This is a genomic window from Pseudoalteromonas sp. NSLLW24 (genome assembly GCF_015864725.1).
Classification (GTDB): Bacteria; Pseudomonadota; Gammaproteobacteria; order Enterobacterales; family Alteromonadaceae; genus Pseudoalteromonas; species Pseudoalteromonas arctica.
In genome coordinates this window covers 238,675-257,340 of sequence record NZ_JADYWQ010000002.1, presented here as the reverse complement: position 1 = coordinate 257,340, position 18,666 = coordinate 238,675, and the positions used below count along the sequence as shown (strand labels likewise).

Sequence of the window (18,666 nt, the reverse complement as noted above, 5' to 3'; positions counted from 1 at the left end):
TTCTTGCCCGTCACAGCCTATTTTATATCTCTAAAATCCCTTACACTTACGCATACTTTAAATACATAAGTAGTTTTTATGGATCCAAAACAACTAAAAATAGCTATTAATACCATAATGCCGTTTGGAAAATATGCAGGACGGCCATTGCTTTTACTGCCAGAGCCTTATTTAGTCTGGTTTAATCAGCAAGGGTTTCCTGACTCAAAACTAGGGAGTCAACTTGCGATGATGTATGAGGTAAAACTAAATGGCCTTGAGCAAATGTTAATGCCATTACTTGAAAAAAATAAAAATAGTTGAGAACTTTTTTAAGTACTTGCGGTCTATTATATTGCTACTTGTTGATTTTGGTTTTTAACCGCAAAAAAAGCGCCTCTAGGCGCTTTTTTTATGTCTTTAATTTGAGGGGTAAATATACAATAAATTTAGCACCACCTAAGCTTGAGTTTTCTGCTTTACACTCTCCTTGGTGCCACGATACAATTTTAGCAACTATAGCGAGTCCTAAACCAAAACCACCGGTATCCTTGCCTCTACTTTTATCTAGTCGAGTAAAAGGTTTAAATACATTTTCTCGCTCAGCGGGAGCTATCCCCTCACCATCATCTTCAACAATCAATACGATGTGTTTTGTCTCTTGTAGCAATGAAATTTTAACTTGTTTATGAGTGTATTTGAGCGCATTGCCAATTAAATTTTGAAATACTCGCGCCATAAAGTGACTATCACAGTAATAATTTAAATGCTCAGGGAGGTTTACAGAGAGCGTTGTTCGGGCTTCAAAGTTTAGCTTTTCAACAGTTGTTTTTACCAGCCCAGCTAAGTCACAGTTTATTGGCTGTAAACTAGGTTGTTGAGAGTCTAATCGCGCGTATTCGAGCATTTCAGAAACTAGTGACTCAAGCTCGCTAATGTCTGTTTGCATATTTGTTAGGTATTTCTCACCTTTTTCGTCAAGCATTTGTTCTTGCAGCATTACTATTGCAAACTTTAAACGTGCTAGTGGTGTTCTAAACTCATGCGACACCGATGAGGTAAGTTCTTGCTGCGCACTAAGTAAAAACTCAATACGTTGCTGCATTACCTTTAATGTATCAGTAATAGGTAAAAAGAAAGACTTAGAAGAGTCGTTTAGTTGAAAGTCTTGCAAACCCTCTACCGCTTCACACGCTTTACGTAGCTTTGCAAAGTCGCGCCATAGTAAAAAGCTCCACAGCCCAACAGGTATACCTACAATAATAAGTAGTAATAAATACGGCCAAACAGAAGATGATTCCTGCGTTAATACACCTACCGGTCCTACTTGAAGTAATGAATCATTACCGAGATCTACATACCAAACAATGCGTTGTTGCTTATCGTATAAGTATAAGTAGTGGTTTTGGTTGAGCTGCGATTGTTGTTTTTGAGGGAGTATTAAATCACGTCGTTCAATCACTTTACTTTCAAAGTTGTGCTTTAACTTTTTAAGACCATTTGAAGTTTGTGAGAGCAACCAGAGTGATTGCCCAAACTCATCATCTAAGAAGACCTGCTGTTGCGACTCTTCGTAAGGCCACAATTGCTCTATAACACCGCTCACTACAAACAAAGAAACGATGATATATAAATATAAGCTGGTAAACAGTTTTCCCATTAAAGCCGACTAACCTTAAATAGTTCTAAAGATCCCATGCATCAGAAACAAATAAGTAGCCTTGTCCCCATACAGTTTTTATACGATATGGCTTATCGCTGTTGTCGCCTAATTTTTTACGAATTCGTGATACGCGTACATCCACCGTTCTATCAAGTCCATCGTATTGGCGACCAATCATATGTTGGTGCACATGTTCTCGACTTAGTACTTCACCCGCATTTGACGCTAATAGCCATAATAACTCAAACTCGTGCGAAGTTAATACAATCTCCGAATCACTTAGTTTTACAATACGACTTGTTTTATCAATGACTAAATCACCAAACTGGAGCTCTTCGCTTGATTTTACCATGGGTTGTCCACGACGCAGTAATGCATTAATTCGCGCTAGTAATACACGTGGCTCTGCTGGTTTTATTACATAATCATCAGCGCCAAGCTCTAAGCCAAGTACTTGGTCGAAATCTTCACCTTTAGCAGTCAACATTAAAATTGGTAGAGTAAATTTATCTCTTACTTGGCGGCAAACGCTAAAGCCATCTTTACCTGGCAGCATAACGTCTAAAATCATTAAATCGGGTGTATTGTTTTCTAGGTAATTAAACACTTCGTCACCACGGTCTAATACTTCGACTTCAAGGCCATTATGTTCAAGGTAATCTTTTGTTAGTTGTTGTAAACCGAGATCATCTTCAACAAGTAAAATTTTTGGCATTAGTTGCTCCTAAATTAAAAAAAGCTCCACGGAGAGCGAAGCCTACGCCTATTTTTTTTAGCATGGGCGCTTTGTACTTCAACCTGTGTTTTTGCTATTAACACACCCGTATGAGGATTGATTAAGGAGTATATGGTCTCCACCTGAACACGCGCTTTATAATTAAATTGCCCAGAAAGTTGTTGCTCCCAGCATTGAAGCCGTTGCTCTTGCTGATACAAACAGACATCACTGTAGGTGTTTAATTGCCATTTAAATTGTAAATCAAGATCGCAAAAACCCTGCTGTTCAGAGACAACGCAGACTTTTGGAGAAACGCTAAAAAAAGGGGTTTGTGCCACACTAAAACCACTAAAAAAAGTGGTAATAAAGACAACTAATATTAAATACTTCATATTAAAAAGTACGATCGAATCCTATAAATGCAGTCATTGAATAAGTACGTTCGAAGAGCGGACTGCCATCCATAGCCGAATAGTCGTAATATGCTACATGAAAACGAAGAGAGTCAGCCTTACTCAGAGGCCAACGGGCATCGATTTTAGCATAAGGTTGCCAACTACTACCAACGTCTATTTTGCCAAATTGAGTTTCACCCTCATTAAGTCCATAAAAATAGCTATTTAGTTCCGCAGATTTATAGTTTATTCCAAGTGTTGGCTTTATTTTGAGCTTTCCTATCACAGTATGATACTGCCACTGTAATGCTGCGCGTACACCTCGATAAACATCGGTTATATCATGCAGAGCCTGAACCGAAAAAACATGGTCTTCATTTACATAGTGATATGCAATACCCGCATCCAGTGCAATTTGCCGTTTATGTAAATTATCAATATCAACATAGCGAGAGGACGAGGCTTCATCTTGCATTACGAACTGATTGTTGAGAGCACTGCTTTGTAGTGTAAATACATTTTTAGGGTGCCAGTCTATAAAAAAACGAGACTCAGAGTTGAGTTCACCAACTAGATTAAAGTGATGCTTAGGGGTTTGCACAAATGAATAACCAAGACGGCCATTATCAAAAAACCATTGCTCTGCATAAAACGCAACTTGAGGAATAAGCACGAGCGGAATATTATCTCCACCATGCAAAGGGTTGGTTATAACTCCAGCCCCCACGCTTAAACTCAAATGCAGACGATCGGTTGTTATATCTTGCTCTGTATAATCGTCAGCATGCTTGCTTGCCTGTGTTGCTTGCACCGAAAGGCAAATAAACAAAGTGCTAAAACATAGAGCTGTTAATAATGAGAAGGCATACCGCATCAGCGTAAATCAAAGTATCAAAATAAGTGAGTTCCCCATACTAGCAAGGTCTTTTTAAACTAGCTCTAGCTGGTTACAATTATTCACAATTTGTATACAAAAATGTTAACTTTATGCTTTTCGGACTATTTATCTTTCAAGGTAGTTGTGTCTAAGGATTGTACTTTGAGTTGCTTGTGTAGTTTTTGACTAATAGTACTTTAAGATACTTTGAAAATGAGGCACAACGTAGCAAATGCAATTATTCAAATAAAAAATTACTAAGAGCTAACTCGCTACAGCTCTATTGGGTTTTACCTGCTTGTTTACCAAAACTGAAGTTGGATTAAATCGCCCTAAATTGAGCGGCTTTAACCCAAATAAATCAAAAACCTCTGGCACTTATTAAATATCAGGGGCTATTTCTATACGATTTCGTCCATGTGTTTTGGCAATGTATAAGGCTCTATCTGCACGCTCAACTAAAACAGTACTATTTGTAAATGGCCGTAAAATTGCTAAGCCAAAACTTGCTGAAATAGCACGTTTTGCAGTTACATCATGCTTTTTACGAATCGCCAATTTTGCTATTGCTAAACGAATACAATCTGCAAATGCTATTATATCGTTAATAGTGTCAAAGTAGGCTGTTATGCAAAACTCCTCGCCACCGTATCTATACACATTTGCAGCTTCAGTTGTATTTTCTCTCACTTTTTTAGCAACTAGCCTAAGCACTTCATCACCCTTTTGATGGCCAAAATCATCGTTAAAGCGCTTAAAATGATCAATATCAAACATAATGAGTACGGCAAGAGAGTCTTCTTGCGCTTGCTCTGAGTATTCGAGGCAAAAGTTTACAATATCAGAATCAAACTTACCTCGATTATAAAAACCCGTAAGCGTGTCGGTATCGGCTGCTTCCTTTGAAATATTGAGTGCTTCTTTTAAATCTTTTATTTCATTGTAGGCAACGGCTAATTTAGTCTGAAACTCCCGAGCATAATCTTGCATTGCAATAGAATCGTCGGTTAAACGCTCAACACAACCTAGTATCTCATTGTAAGAGTTTACATCAACAAGCATATTTAATTCATTTTGTGAGTCGACTAAACTCGTCGTAAAGCTTTTAGAGTGATCAAGCGTTGTGCTTATATCTTGCTGAACTTGCTCCATAGTTGTATGAAATTTTTCAGTCATTTCTTGAAAAAAAACGAGATCGTCTTGCGTTAAATGTTTATCAAAAATTTCTTTTGCTTTGTCTTGTGAACATGTTTGTTGCAGAGCAATAACATGGTCTAACTCAGCATTTAATGAAGGTTTGTTTCCTTGAATATAACAGTACCAAATTGCATAGTTGATGGGTGTAACCGGCATTCGGTATTTTACCATCAAAGGAATCGCCTTTTTTAGGCATTGAGCAGAATGAGCAAGTGATACGGCGTGGTTCATATATAAACTCTCAAGCGTCATTGTTTTTATTATTAGCGCTCAATGTTAAGTAATAGTAAACTTATACGCAACCTATATTCATACTATTTAACTAACTTGCTTATTCTCTGCGCGCATTAAATCGCTTTTGCATCTAAAGTTTGCGCAATATTCCACAAAGCACTGATTGCAGGGTCATTTAACTCTTTCCTTAATACTGCCAAACCAATATCAAACCCATCAGGCGCTTGCATTTTTGGTGTTAGTATTTGTACTTTATCTTGCAGCGGGCTGTTATCTAGCACTATTTTAGGGACCATTGCGACACCTAATCCTAAGCTCACCATGGATACCATTGCTTCGTGCCCAGCAACCTGTGCGTAAATTTTCCCGTGAATATTATTTTTGCGCCACCAGTGTTCTAACCTTTGGCGAGAAAAACCTTGTTCTGGCACAATAAATTCTAAATCAGACCAATTAATGTCATCACTATTGTGTGTTAGTTTTTGTGTGATCGGGCATTGAATTTTTGGTCCAATTAATAAAAGTGGAGAATGCCCTATATCTACAAAAGCAATTTGCGCCGGTAACTTATTTGGCTTAGCTGCAATAGCCATTAATTCATGCCCATCTAACACACGGTTTATAGCAAGTGCAGGGTCGCCTGTATTTAATGTTATTTCTATATACTGATGCTGCGCACGAAGCTGCTCTAATATTTGATGTAAAAAACTATAAGATGCAGTAACCGAGCAATAGATACTTACTTTGCCGTAAATATGTTGTTGCGGGTCTTTTACATTCGTTTTAAAACGCTGCCAATTAGCAAGCGTTGCTGTGGCGTAATCAATAAACGACTCACCCTCACGCGTTAATTTAACACTGCGGTTATCGCGTACAAATAGTGCAACACCTACCTCTTCTTCCAAGTGTTTTATATTGCGGCTTAAAGTGGGTGCGCTTATATGACAAAGCTCGCTTGCGCGTCCAAAATGAAGTGTTTTAGCCAGTGCTAAAAAGTAGTTTAAATGTTTATGATCCATGCCAAACCCAGTATTTCATATTATGAAACACTTTAATTCAAATATATCATTTTACGCAAGCAACGATTTTACATATGGTGTTTGTAAGCGCAATAAATCTTGCGCATCTAACAAACATGACTTTATAGGACACTAACAATGGCGAATTATTTCAATACCTTACCTTTACGCGAACAATTAGCGCAATTAGCGCAATGTGAATTTATGGACGCAGGCGAATTTGCCGATGGCGTTGACGCACTTAAAGGTAAAAAACTAGTTATTGTAGGCTGTGGCGCACAAGGTTTAAACCAAGGCTTAAACTTACGTGACTCTGGTTTAGATGTTTCTTACACATTACGTGCTTCAGCTATTTCTGAGCGTCGCCAATCATTTTTAAATGCGTCTGAAAACGGCTTTACTGTTGGTACTTATGAAGAATTAATACCTACCGCTGACGTAGTACTTAACTTAACGCCAGATAAACAACATACCGCTGTAGTAAGTGCAATTATGCCACTTATGAAAAAAGACTCTACACTTGCTTACTCTCATGGTTTTAATATTGTTGAAGAAGGCATGCAAGTACGTGAAGACATTACTGTAATCATGGTTGCGCCTAAGTGTCCTGGTTCTGAAGTACGTGAAGAATACAAACGCGGTTTTGGTGTACCAACTCTGATCGCAGTTCACCCAGAAAATGACCCTCAAGGTCTTGGTTTAGCACAAGCTAAAGCGTATGCAGCGGGTACTGGCGGACATCGCGCAGGTGTACTTAAATCATCATTTATTGCTGAGGTTAAGTCTGACCTAATGGGCGAGCAAACCATTTTATGTGGCATGTTACAAACTGGCTCTATTTTATGTTTTGATAAAATGATAGAAAAAGGCGTTGATGCGGGTTATGCATCAAAACTAATTCAATACGGCTGGGAAGTAATTACCGAAGCACTTAAGTACGGCGGCGTTACTAACATGCTTGACCGCCTTTCAAACCCAGCAAAAGTAAAAGCGTTTGAACTAAGTGAAGAGCTAAAACTAATTATGCGCCCGCTTTATAATAAGCATCAAGATGACATCATCGACGGCACTTTCTCACGCACTATGATGGAAGACTGGAATAACGATGACGTAAACTTACTTAAATGGCGCGCAGAAACAGCAGAAACTAACTTTGAAAAGACCCCTGCTGGCGATGTAGAAATCTCTGAACAAGAATTTTTTGATAACGGTATTTTAATGGTAGCAATGGTTAAAGCAGGTGTTGAACTTGCATTTGAAACCATGACAGCAGCAGGCATTATCGAAGAGTCAGCTTACTACGAGTCATTACACGAAACGCCATTAATCGCCAATACTATTGCGCGTAAAAAGCTTTTTGAAATGAACCGTACTATCTCTGATACTGCAGAATACGGCTGTTATTTATATAACCATGCATGTTTACCATTACTTGCTGATTTTATGAAAAACGTTGATACAGACATTATCGGTAAAGGTCTTGGCGAGCACAGTAACCAAGTTGATAACCAAACATTAATTCAAATTAACGCTGCATTGCGCGAACACCCAGTTGAGAAAGTAGGTGCTAAATTACGTGGCTACATGTCAGCAATGAAAAAGATTGTTTAACCCTAAACAATAAATGTTTCGCTTGTTAGAAACCAAGCCCGTATGCTTTTTGCATGTGGGCTTTTTTATGCCTGTTAATAAAACTTTAACCAATCTGGTATATCTTTGCCTATTCTGCTTAGCCAATATTTAGTTCCAAATAAATAATGTGCTAATATGTTTTTCTATTTAGTTGTAAAATTAATTAATATCATGACGATACAAAATCTTTCGATCACTCAAAAAATCACAGCTTTAGGTAGTGTTATTGCTATATGCGTAGCCGCACTGATTGGTTTGACTTCCCTACACAGCTCAGAGGATATTATTGAGCGACGTATGATTGAGTCAGAGCTCCCTAGTAAACTGCAAACAATCAGCAATCACATAGGCGGTGAAATCAACGAGTTACTCGGTGCTGCTCAGCAACTATCATCAAACGAATTTATTTTACAATGGGCTCAATCAAACAACCAAGACGATACATTACTATTAAAAGAATTAAATCGCGTTGCCCAGCAATACGATTTAGCCACAGCATCTTGGGCAAATAGAGACACTGCACAGTACTGGAACCAGAATGGGTTTTTGCGTGTGTTAAAAAACGATGCAGCCGATGGCTGGTTCTTTGCTTTTAAGCAATCAAAACAACCTTACTCTATCAGTATTTATCAAGAGTCAGCCAATGATGTGAAAATGTTTGTAAATCATCAGCAGGCTAATGGTACTGGTTTAGCAGGTCTTGCAAAAAGCATCACTGATATGCAAAAGCTATTACAGCAATTTAAAATTGAGCAAACAGGCTTTGTATTCATTGCAGATAAAAATGGTTTGATTCAGCTTCATAAAGATGCAAGTAAAGTAGCTAAAGCAAATATTGATGATTTGTATACTGCAAATATCCACAGCCAACTATTTAATAGTAATGGCTTTGCACTAGAAGAAATTAATTTAAATGGCGAACCGACACTTGTAGCTGCTATGCCTATTAAAAACACCGATTTATATGTTGTAGCTCAAGTGCCAAAAAGTGAAGTCTTCGCAAGCGTAAACACCCTGCAATGGCAAATATTTACTTTTACGGTAATTACAGCATTAGTTGCGAGTTTAATCAGTTATTTGCTTGCTCGCTCACTTTCATCTCCACTTTCTAAAATGGCTGAGTTATTTTCACGCCTAGGCTCAGGCGATGCAAATTTAGCGTACCGCTTACCAGAATCGAGCCAACCAGAGCTTAACAATCTAAGTAACGGCTTTAACCAGTTTATAAGTAAAATAGAAACAGCGATTACTCAAGTTGCCAGCGAAAGTCACGATATTAGAAAAAGCTCTGATCATGTATTTGAACAAGCAAAACGAAACTCTCAAGCAATAGACAACCAAAAAGAACAAACAATATCTGTCGCAGCAGCAATCAACGAAATGGGCGCTACAGTACAAGAAATAGCGCAAAGCGCAGCAAATACAGCTAAGTTAACCGATAACAGCCGCGAAAACACCATTCAAAGTCACAAACAAGTACTCCAAAGCCAAGCAACTATATCAGCCCTTGCCAGCGATATTGATGGCATAACAGAGCAAGTTACTTTGCTTTCTAAAAAAACGGTTGATATTGCAAGTATTGTTGACTCAATTAGAGGCATATCGGATCAAACTAATCTACTTGCTTTAAATGCTGCAATTGAATCTGCTCGCGCAGGTGAACACGGACGCGGCTTTGCTGTTGTTGCTGATGAAGTACGTGCACTGGCAAACCGTACATCGCAATCAACCACCGAAATTCAATCTATGATTGAAGAGCTTACAAAAATATCTGATGATGTAGTTAATGATATTAGCCAATCGAAAGATAAAGCTCAGCAAAGCGTTGGTGCAATGCAAAGCTCTGTTGAATTACTTGATACGATAACCGAAACAGCAAATCAAATAAACGATATGGCTACGCTTATAGCGACTGCAACTGAGCAGCAAAGTAATGTGGTTGCCGATGTAAGTCGTAATATTGAGCAAATTAGCGAAATTAGCGATAAAGCAATGAGCGAACAAATCAATACAGAGCAAGCGATTCGCGACTTAGCCAACAGTGCACAAACACTTGATGCGCTTGTAGCTACCTTTGAAAAGCATCGCTAAGCGACTCTAATATTACACGCCAGCTATGAGCATAAGCTATATTCGAAGATAGTTTTTGCTCATAACGAATATGCTTAATTTACACAAACTAAGTACTTTTGCTATCGCCAGTATTAAATGCTGAAACGTACGCTTCCTTTTTAGCTCTAGGGAGCTTTTTTAATTGATACTCAAGCTTACTTGCTTCACTTTTATTACCTACTTGTTGTTGATGGATAAGTAAAAGAGGCCCTTTTCCTCTAAGGTTTTTAGCCCCTTTACCAGCTTGATGAGTTGCAAAGCGTTTTTCAACATTAGTCGTGATCCCTGTGTACCAATGACCAAATCGTGTTTCAACTATATATAAAAACCAAGTAGACTCAGTTTTTAAAATATTCGTTTCAATATGCTGTAAACTTTTTTCATTATCAGTGGTCAAAACATTACCTTAACGCCCTTAACATAAAACAATTGCTTAAAAGGGTTTTACCTTCAGTGACTAATCGGTATCATGCAGATTATAAAAAATAAGGATCACAACTAACAATGCAGTCGTTAAAAACTTTTTCTCTTTGGCTTATCGTCGCTTTAACACTTAGCTCAGCAGCAGGTTGCTCTAGCTGGGTATACCGAATTAACATTCCACAAGGCAACTTTTTAGAGCAATCGGATGTTGAAAAACTTCGTGTAAATATGACCCGAGAGCAAGTTGTTTATGTATTAGGTAGACCTATTGCCGAGGACGCCTTTGATAACAATACTTGGCGCTATATTTACAGCTTTAATAAAGGCCGTAAAAACGAACAAAATAAAGAGTTAGTAATTAACTTTGAAAATGAAAAGTTAGTTTCAATCTCAGGTGATTATGACCAACCTGAAAACTTTACTACACCGCTAGAGCAATAAACGTCTCAGGTAGTAAAAAAGGTGAGCATGGCTCACCTTTTTTATTGGTTTACTTAAAAAGCTTTTACCATTTTAAAAGACGTTAGCGTGTGATTTAATCTGTTAAATTGTTCGAAGTTTATGCCGATTGGTATTACTTCTCGAGTGGGCGACCACCCGTTATTTTATTTGCACGCCCCTCTTCTTTTGCTTTTTCTGCACGTTTTCTGCGGGCATCTTTAGGATCTGCAATTAGTGGACGGTATATTTCTATACGGTCACCGTCTTTTAATTCATAGTTAGCTTTTACAGTTCGATTCCACACACCTAACGTTAGCGATGTGGCATCTATTTCTGGGCACTTTTCTATAATACCTGACTGAATAACAGCTTGCTCGACTGTAGTCCCTTGTGGCACTTCAATTGATAAACACGTGGCCGTGGTCGGTAATGCAAAGACCACTTCAACATTAATCATACTCGCGCTCCATAAACCTGTTTTGCACGTTGAGTAAATGCACTCACCATATTTTTTGCTACATCGTTAAAAATCTTTCCAAAGGCAAGCTCTATTAACTTACTTGAAAATTCAAACTCTAGGTGCAAATGAACCTTACATGCTTTGGCGTCAAGCTCTTGAAAATGCCAGCGCCCTTTTAACGTCTTAAACGGACCATCAACAAGGCGCAGTAACACGGTTTGTTCATCAACAAAGGTGTTTTCGGTGGTAAACCACTTTTTTATACCCGCCTTAGATATTTCTAAACTCGCGGTCATGTTATTATCGTGCTGTGAAACAATTTTTGAGTCTGAGCAATTTGGTAAAAACTGTGAATAAGCTTCTACATCATTAACTAGATCAAACATCTCTTTAGTGCTGTACATAACCAGCGCACTTTTTTCTATTTGTGGCATACTCACTCCCAACTGTGTGGGCGAATTTTAGCAAGCTTTGCGCGTTTCCCCAAATTTTCATGCGGCTTAAATTAAAGCTAAATTTTTAAAAGCATTATTAAAAAAATCGATGTAAAACATCTCACATTACGTATATTATAGGGCACTATGGCTAAGAAAAATTCATCAAAATCGACAAGTAATACCATCGCGCTAAACAAAAAAGCGCGACATGAGTATTTTTTACACGATAAGTTTGAAGCGGGTGTTGAACTACAAGGCTGGGAAGTTAAAAGTATCCGAGCTGGTAAAGTAAATATCACAGAAACTTATATTCATCTTAAAAATGGCGAAGCATTTTTACTTGGCAGTCAAATTCAGCCACTTATAAGTGCATCGACCCACGTAATTTGCGACCCGCTACGTTATCGTAAATTGCTATTAAGCAGACGCGAACTTGACCGTTTATTCGGTGCTACAGAGCGCGATGGCTATTCTTTAATAGCTACAGCGATGTACTGGAAAAACTGCTGGGTAAAACTTGAGTTTCATTTGGCAAAAGGTAAGAAATTACACGACAAACGCGAAGACGGTAAAGATAAAGACTGGTCGCGTGAAAAAGAACGCTTAATGAAGCATAAAGCATAAATAAAAACGCCTAATTTATTAGGCGTTTTTAATTTCACCTATATAAAAGCTCAAATAATACCAATTCTCTTAATTAAGTAATCTACTTTGAAATAAGAAAATCGTGTCGATAACAAGACAAAACTTGTTATACCAATCTGCTTATATATGGGGTCTATTTAACGTTAAGAAAATTACGCTAGAACTAGGCAAAAATTTTTATATCTAGTTGTTCTAAATAAAAAATTTTTAACGACGTTATAGTGCAATTTAATTCGTTAAATTGATCAAAGATTTATGCAGGTTGGTATTACTTAGCCATTATCAGCAATTACTCCTGCATTACCCCACCTCCTGTATCTAGCAGTCGTAAATCAGAAAATTTCAATACCTTTAGCATCAGCTTTAACCCCTCAAATTGATTAAGTATTACTGCGAATTGGTATTACATAATTGAATAAATTAAAAGTATAAAAACAAACATAAGTTTTAATTTATAGAAATAAATTATTACAAATTATTTTAATCATTAGCTATTCCACACATGGCTTCATCTAGCTATATAACAATTATTAACCCTATGTCCTATTCACGCTTAGTTTCACCTAGAAAACAAAGTATAAATAAGGTCATAAAACCCACAAAAAAGCATTAAAACTAATACTTAAATCACAAATTAAGCTAATTGCTAACACTTAAGTTACATGATATTAATACCCGCGCTTGTTAAGCAAATAATTTTATAATATATCAACAAGGACTTAAGGATGAAGCAATCAACTGCATTTACACCAAGCATTATTGTGGGCGCAACACTCGCATTATCAGCAGGTTTTACAACAACAGCCTACGCAGCAGAAGAAGCTAAAAAAGTAGAGCGAATTCAGGTTACTGGTTCTCGTATTAAGCGAACTGATATTGAAGGGCCTTCTCCGGTACAATCAATCGGTAGAGCTGAAATCGAAAACATGGGTTACGATAATTTACAGCAACTTCTAGAAAGAATGCCTGTAGCAGGTAGCGGTACTTTCTCTACTCGTGGTAACAACCAAGATTCAACCGCTAACGGTTCAGCTGCAGTAAGCTTACGTGGCTTAGGAGCCGATGCAACACTGGTATTAATTAATGGTCGCCGTGTATCAATTAGTGCCTTTGCTGAAGGTATCACCAACTCATTTGTAGATATTAACAGTATTCCTGTTTCTGCTATTGAGCGTATCGACATACTAAAAGATGGCGCTTCAGCTATCTATGGCTCAGATGCAGTAGCGGGTGTAGTTAACGTTATCTTAAAGAAAGATATTGATGGTGTTGAGATTAATCTAGGCTATGGTGGTACAGATGGTCCAAATTATGAAGAAACAACAGCAAGCCTAGTTTGGGGTACAACAAACGAAAAAAGTAGTGCATCTGTTATTATCGATTACTTTAAAAACACATCTCTTTCTTCTGATGAAATGGGCAGCCTTGGCACTGCAAACCAAGCACCTTATGGTGGTGAAGATTTCCGTTCATCTCGTGGTTTCCCAGGCTACTTTTATGTGGATGGCGTTAAAACAATCGACCCTGCCTGTCCTGCTGAAAATGCAACTTCAAGTGGTAGCTGTTTATTTGATTACGGCCCATATGGATATGTTGCCCCAGCATCTGAGCGTGTAGGCGCTATTTCACAATTTGAATACCGCTTTGATAACGGCATTACTGGCTTTTTAGAAATGGCTGTTCAACATAACAGCTCTGTCGCTGCAGGTGCACCAACACCACTTGATGAAGATGCAGGCCTTACGGTACCCGCTAATCACCCAAACAATCCATTTGGTGAAGACATTCAAATTGGTCGTTACCGTACAGTAGATGCAGGCGCTCGCCAATGGGACATTGAGTCAGACACCTTACGCTTTGTTGCAGGGTTAAAAGGCGAAATAAACGATTGGAGCTGGGAGACAGCGGTACAAAAAGGTCGCAGCAAATCACTACAAACAGGCGATCGTACACAAGGCTGGGTACGCACCGATTTCTTACAACAAGAAATTGATGCCGGTAACTATAATCCATTCGGTGGCACATATAACGACCCAGCTGTAATTGACAGAATCACAACCAGCTTAGTGCGTCGCGGTGAGTCTCATATGACCTCTTTTGACGCTAACATTACAGGTGAAGCGTTTAGTTTTGGTGGCGAAGCTGTAATGATGGCCGCCGGTATTGAGTACCGTGAAGAAGATGTAAATGATATCCCTGATGATCAATTTCAACGTGGCTTAATATTTGGTACTGAATCAGTATCAGCTTCTGCTGATCGTGAACAATACGCTGCATATGTTGAGTTCTCAATCCCACTTGCTGAAAACCTCGAACTACAATTAGCCGGTCGTTACGATGATTATAGCGACTTTGGTACAACTACAAATCCAAAAATAGCTCTGCGCTGGGCACCGACTGATGAAGTAACGGTTCGTGGTTCTTGGGCGCAAGGCTTTAGAGCGCCTTCATTAGCGCAAATAGGCTTAGGTCCATCACAAAAAAGCCAATTTTTTGTTGATACACAGCGCTGTGAACAAACAGGATTAGATTGCCAAGCACTTGATTACAATATTGAGTTCTCTGGTAACCCTGATTTACAAGCAGAAGAGTCAGAATCATGGAACGTGGGCGTTATCTGGGCACCTACAGCTGAGTTTGGTTTAAGTGTCGATGTATGGAGTATTACTCAAGATAACAAAATCGATGAAGAAGAATTTGGTCCTATTTATGCTGCAGAATGTGGTAACCAAAATAGTACCGTATGTGTTCGTTTAGCCCCTACAGGCGGAGCAAGCTTAGGCACAATACAAAAAATACACAGCACATTTAAAAATTTATCATCGCAGGAAGTATCTGGTGTTGATGTTTCTGCAAACTATAACCACTCTCTTGATGACTTAGGTTTACTTAAATTTAATTTAGAGTGGGCATATCAAGATAAGTTTGAAAAAGATGGTCGTGATTACACGGGTGAATATGGCTACCCAGAGCATCGCTTTATTTTCTCAACCAACTGGGAAATTGGTGAGTTTAACACCAATGTAAATATCAGTTATGTAGGTGAATTTGAAGATACGCCTGATATCGACTTTGATGGCAATTTAGACTTTGATAGCAATACTTCACGTATGATTGACTCGCAAACGCTTGTTGATTTACAAACGTCGTACCGTATTACTGAGTCAGCTAAAATATCTTTAGGTGTTAATAACTTATTTGATGAAGAGCCACCATTTGCAATTGGTGATGGCGATGGCGATTTATACGGTTATGCATCAGCTGTGCATAACCCTCGTGGCCGCTACTTGTACACTAAAGTAAGTTTTTCTTTCTAATTAAAGACACAAAAAAACCGCCAATTGGCGGTTTTTTTATTTAAAACTAAGGGCTAAATTATAGCTCGCCTTCGTTTTCAGATAAGAACTTAGCAACGCCTTCAGGGCTTGCGTCCATACCTTTTTTACCTTCAGTCCAACCAGCAGGACATACTTCACCGTGCTCAGTGTGGAACGCTAGCGCGTCAACCATGCGAAGCATTTCGTCGATGTTACGACCTAGTGGTAAATCGTTCACTACTTGGTGACGTACATTGCCTTCTTCGTCGATTAAGAATGAACCACGAAATGCAACACCCGCTTCTGGATGCTCAACGTCATACGCTTTACAAATTTCGTGTTTAACATCTGCAACTAGTGCGTATTGAACTTTACCAATACCGCCGTCTGCAACAGCGGTGTTACGCCATGCGTTATGTGAGAATTGTGAATCGATAGAAACACCAATTACTTCTACGCCACGCTTTTGAAACTCTTCAAAACGCTTATCAAATGCAATAAGTTCAGAAGGACATACAAACGTGAAATCTAGTGGGTAAAAGAAGATAACTGCTTTTTTACCTTTAATTGTTTCATGAAGGTTATAGCTATCTACAATTTCACCGTTACCAAGAACAGCTGCAGCGGTAAAGTCTGGTGCCTGGCGGCCTACTAATACACCCATTTTATTCTCCAAATATTTTGAGTTTGTTTTCAATTGCTTTCGCAATGCTGGTACTTATATGGGCGCTAAAAATTAAAAACCAATAGCGAACACATATAATTAATTGGCATTCTAAAGTTATTCACTACAAAAGAACAATCGCATTTAACGATGTGAGCAATCGAAAATAACGAACACTTACAACTTGCACTAATCTGCTTGAATAATAGGTCTATTTTGAAGTGTAAATCACGTTGTAATTAGGTAGAGCTTTTGACGTTACTGAAGAAGGGTTAATACATTAAATTGTTTAAAAATTCATATATATGGTATTTATTTTACAGGTACAAAAAAACCTGCAAATGCAGGCTTCTCGTTTAGATTTAATCCATTATATCTGAGGGCATATCGCCACGGATTTTTTGCCAAATCTCACCTGTTTGATGACCGTATTTACGCATCATCGAAATAGCACCATCGTGCTCTTTATTTTCTGCCAAGATTGTTAAATCTTTATAAAACTGACGAGCAAGTTCACGAGTTCCGGCATCAGAGAAGTAATGACAACCAATCTTTGAATAAAAGCCTCTAAAACCGTTGAGTATTAATACATAAATACGGTTATTACCCGCAACGGCTAATTCGTGATGAACTTTATAATCGTAGTCAGCAAATGCCTGCGCAGTGTCTTCTAGCTCATGACTTTGTGATAAAATTTCAATTACACGTTCAGGATTCAACTTAATTGCAGCACGTGTATAAATAGCACTAATATTAGTACGTGCAGATAAAAGCTGATCTGTCAGCTCAGGCATCTTGTCTTCATCTAAGCGCGCTAGTGTTTCAAGAATATTTAAGCCAGACGTTTCCCAAAAGTTATTTACTTTTGTTGGTTTACCATGCTGAATTGTTAACCAACCATCACGTGCTAAACGCTGTAATACTTCTCTCAAGGTCGTTCTTGTTACACCAATTAACTCTGAAAGTTCTCGCTCGGCAGGTAGAATTGAACCTGGAGGGAAATCGCCGTTCCAAATAGATTCAACTATATATTCTTCAGCAAATCCTGCTGGGCTTTTCGCTTTAAAAATTCTCATCCAGTTCCCACTCGAATTAATCAACACTCATCGTTTTACACGAATAACTGACTGATTGTACCAGACGAAGCATAACTAACAAGTAAAGTCAGGTATATTAATAAGCAAATGAGTAGAAATTAAAGATTAATAAATAATAAAATTTAGGTTTTTCTAATATAGCTACAATGTATAAATATACAGAGCAATATTCATTGTAGGTACATTGTAATTATTGGTATTTTTTATTTACACCATACCTAGCTTAATCAACTTAAAACACATAAGTACATTAAAAAGGAACACCTATGCAACAGAGCGTTCTAACCGCAACTTTAAAGAATTGATTAGGCAATGTACCAATGTAGTATAAGTAAGCGATATAACTAAGCTTATGTATCAATGGGAACTAAGTAGAGCGTCATGTAGCCTCTGCTGAGGCTGCATTGAGTGGTCAATAATTTCATCTTATAAAAAGCGACTTCGGTAGCTTTTTTTTCCTTTTTGTTGCCGCATACATTATCCTAGGTCATAATCTAACGTCTTATTTAAACGCGGAATTTTTATGAACTGGCTTGCCCAATTACCCACCCAACGTACCCCGTGGCTTTTATTTACAGCTATCGTTTTTTTACTTGAAGTGACCGCCCTTTTCTTTCAATACCAAATGGGATTGGCGCCTTGCATAATGTGCATATATCAACGTACAGCCGTACTGGGTCTATTAGGCGCAGGAATCGTAGGTTCGACTAAACCACAGAGCAAAGCAGTTCGTATATTAGCGTATGTAATTTGGGGTGTATCGAGTGTTTGGGGATATTTAATTGCTCGCGAGCATATTGATATGCAAACCACCACAGACCCTTTTGCATTTAGCTGTGAGTTTGAACCAAACTTCCCATCGTTTATGCCGTTACATGAATGGATACCTAGCTTTTTTCAGGCGACCGGGGATTGTGGAAATATAGATTGGCAGTTTGTTGGTTTGAGCATGCCTGCTTGGATGGAAATTATATTTGGGATTTTCTCACTAACACTATTTATTATAGTTATTGGCCGTTTATTAATTAAAAAGTCGATTTGATATGTTTACATTTTTTTCAAGCCAATTAGATGAGCTTAAACATCTAAAAGTACGCAAGCGCCAAGACGTAATAGCACTTTCTTTAAGTATGTTATCGCCAACTGATAAAGTGTTACTGCGTATTATTAAATTAATATTACTAAGTCCACTATTTTTAATATTCACGGTATTTAAAGGTTGGATATTAATCCCGTTTTTGATACTCGGCGGACTTTGCTACCCACTTTTAACAACACCTATTGAAATCAACTTTGCTAAAAAACACTTAAGCGATGCATTAAAACAATTTAATCAGGGCGCATAGCGCCCTGATT

19 protein-coding genes are annotated in these 18,666 nt (G+C 38.1%); 8 read left to right on the top strand and 11 right to left on the bottom strand.

Annotated elements, in window-relative coordinates:
* Positions 1–78 precede the first annotated feature (78 nt).
* Positions 79–303, top strand: coding sequence for a DUF3820 family protein (locus I6E72_RS02740; protein WP_007586607.1), 225 nt, complete (start codon positions 79–81; stop codon positions 301–303).
* A gap of 88 nt (positions 304–391) precedes the next feature.
* Here the strand turns inward: I6E72_RS02740 and I6E72_RS02735 are convergent, their stop codons facing one another.
* The 6 genes from I6E72_RS02735 to ilvY all read right to left on the bottom strand — a co-directional run bounded on the left by I6E72_RS02735 (position 392) and on the right by ilvY (position 6,082).
* The gene (locus I6E72_RS02735) at positions 392–1,639 is read right to left on the bottom strand and encodes an ATP-binding protein (RefSeq protein ID WP_024608150.1); all 1,248 of its coding nucleotides are present in this window, start codon (positions 1,637–1,639) and stop codon (positions 392–394) included.
* Positions 1,640–1,664: 25 nt separating this feature from the next.
* Positions 1,665–2,357 (bottom strand): response regulator, encoded by a 693-nt coding sequence (locus I6E72_RS02730; RefSeq protein ID WP_007584133.1) that lies wholly within the window; start codon positions 2,355–2,357, stop codon positions 1,665–1,667.
* A 14-nt stretch (positions 2,358–2,371) separates the two neighbouring features.
* Positions 2,372–2,752 (bottom strand): DUF3019 domain-containing protein, encoded by a 381-nt coding sequence (locus I6E72_RS02725; RefSeq protein ID WP_007584132.1) that lies wholly within the window; start codon positions 2,750–2,752, stop codon positions 2,372–2,374.
* Between the two features lies 1 nt (position 2,753).
* Complete coding sequence (locus I6E72_RS02720) at positions 2,754–3,566, bottom strand: MipA/OmpV family protein (protein ID WP_197110985.1); 813 nt, start codon at positions 3,564–3,566, stop codon at positions 2,754–2,756.
* 447 nt (positions 3,567–4,013) lie between these two features.
* Positions 4,014–5,060: a GGDEF domain-containing protein gene (locus I6E72_RS02715; protein ID WP_193371818.1), complete on the bottom strand. Its 1,047-nt coding sequence runs from the start codon at positions 5,058–5,060 to the stop codon at positions 4,014–4,016.
* A 116-nt stretch (positions 5,061–5,176) separates the two neighbouring features.
* Positions 5,177–6,082 (bottom strand): HTH-type transcriptional activator IlvY, encoded by a 906-nt coding sequence (gene ilvY, locus I6E72_RS02710; RefSeq protein WP_165725390.1) that lies wholly within the window; start codon positions 6,080–6,082, stop codon positions 5,177–5,179.
* A 138-nt stretch (positions 6,083–6,220) separates the two neighbouring features.
* Between ilvY and ilvC the strand changes: the two genes are divergently transcribed.
* Both ilvC and I6E72_RS02700 read left to right on the top strand, forming a co-directional pair.
* Positions 6,221–7,693, top strand: coding sequence for a ketol-acid reductoisomerase (ilvC, locus tag I6E72_RS02705; RefSeq protein ID WP_121955330.1), 1,473 nt, complete (start codon positions 6,221–6,223; stop codon positions 7,691–7,693).
* A gap of 192 nt (positions 7,694–7,885) precedes the next feature.
* Positions 7,886–9,805: a methyl-accepting chemotaxis protein gene (locus I6E72_RS02700; protein ID WP_033026896.1), complete on the top strand. Its 1,920-nt coding sequence runs from the start codon at positions 7,886–7,888 to the stop codon at positions 9,803–9,805.
* A gap of 88 nt (positions 9,806–9,893) precedes the next feature.
* Here I6E72_RS02700 and I6E72_RS02695 read toward each other — a convergent pair whose 3' ends face one another.
* Positions 9,894–10,223 carry a GIY-YIG nuclease family protein gene (locus tag I6E72_RS02695; protein WP_007584123.1) on the bottom strand — a complete coding sequence of 110 codons (330 nt, stop codon included), beginning with the start codon at positions 10,221–10,223 and terminating at the stop codon, positions 9,894–9,896.
* Positions 10,224–10,330: 107 nt separating this feature from the next.
* On the opposite strand from I6E72_RS02695, the gene I6E72_RS02690 reads away from it, so the two are divergent.
* A complete protein-coding gene (locus I6E72_RS02690) occupies positions 10,331–10,690 on the top strand; it encodes an outer membrane protein assembly factor BamE (RefSeq protein WP_004335706.1) in 360 nt (119 codons plus the stop codon).
* A gap of 133 nt (positions 10,691–10,823) precedes the next feature.
* Here I6E72_RS02690 and I6E72_RS02685 read toward each other — a convergent pair whose 3' ends face one another.
* Together I6E72_RS02685 and I6E72_RS02680 are read right to left on the bottom strand one after the other, a co-directional pair.
* The gene (locus I6E72_RS02685) at positions 10,824–11,147 is read right to left on the bottom strand and encodes an RnfH family protein (RefSeq protein ID WP_007584122.1); all 324 of its coding nucleotides are present in this window, start codon (positions 11,145–11,147) and stop codon (positions 10,824–10,826) included.
* Positions 11,144–11,584 (bottom strand): type II toxin-antitoxin system RatA family toxin, encoded by a 441-nt coding sequence (locus tag I6E72_RS02680; RefSeq protein ID WP_007584120.1) that lies wholly within the window; start codon positions 11,582–11,584, stop codon positions 11,144–11,146. The genes I6E72_RS02685 and I6E72_RS02680 overlap by 4 nt, the downstream gene beginning before the upstream one ends.
* Positions 11,585–11,731: 147 nt before the next feature.
* Between I6E72_RS02680 and smpB the strand changes: the two genes are divergently transcribed.
* The gene (smpB, locus tag I6E72_RS02675) at positions 11,732–12,211 is read left to right on the top strand and encodes an SsrA-binding protein SmpB (RefSeq protein ID WP_007584119.1); all 480 of its coding nucleotides are present in this window, start codon (positions 11,732–11,734) and stop codon (positions 12,209–12,211) included.
* A gap of 746 nt (positions 12,212–12,957) precedes the next feature.
* Positions 12,958–15,549: a TonB-dependent receptor gene (locus I6E72_RS02670; RefSeq protein ID WP_197110983.1), complete on the top strand. Its 2,592-nt coding sequence runs from the start codon at positions 12,958–12,960 to the stop codon at positions 15,547–15,549.
* 58 nt (positions 15,550–15,607) lie between these two features.
* Here the strand turns inward: I6E72_RS02670 and I6E72_RS02665 are convergent, their stop codons facing one another.
* Together I6E72_RS02665 and fadR are read right to left on the bottom strand one after the other, a co-directional pair.
* Positions 15,608–16,213 carry a peroxiredoxin gene (locus I6E72_RS02665; protein ID WP_007378637.1) on the bottom strand — a complete coding sequence of 202 codons (606 nt, stop codon included), beginning with the start codon at positions 16,211–16,213 and terminating at the stop codon, positions 15,608–15,610.
* Positions 16,214–16,575: 362 nt separating this feature from the next.
* Positions 16,576–17,289, bottom strand: a complete 714-nt coding sequence (gene fadR / locus I6E72_RS02660; RefSeq protein ID WP_004335692.1) for a fatty acid metabolism transcriptional regulator FadR — start codon at positions 17,287–17,289, stop codon at positions 16,576–16,578.
* A 544-nt stretch (positions 17,290–17,833) separates the two neighbouring features.
* On the opposite strand from fadR, the gene dsbB reads away from it, so the two are divergent.
* Positions 17,834–18,352, top strand: a complete 519-nt coding sequence (gene dsbB, locus I6E72_RS02655; protein WP_007584117.1) for a disulfide bond formation protein DsbB — start codon at positions 17,834–17,836, stop codon at positions 18,350–18,352.
* A 1-nt stretch (position 18,353) separates the two neighbouring features.
* Positions 18,354–18,656 (top strand): DUF6170 family protein, encoded by a 303-nt coding sequence (locus tag I6E72_RS02650; protein ID WP_010553884.1) that lies wholly within the window; start codon positions 18,354–18,356, stop codon positions 18,654–18,656.
* Positions 18,657–18,666: the final 10 nt, after the last annotated feature.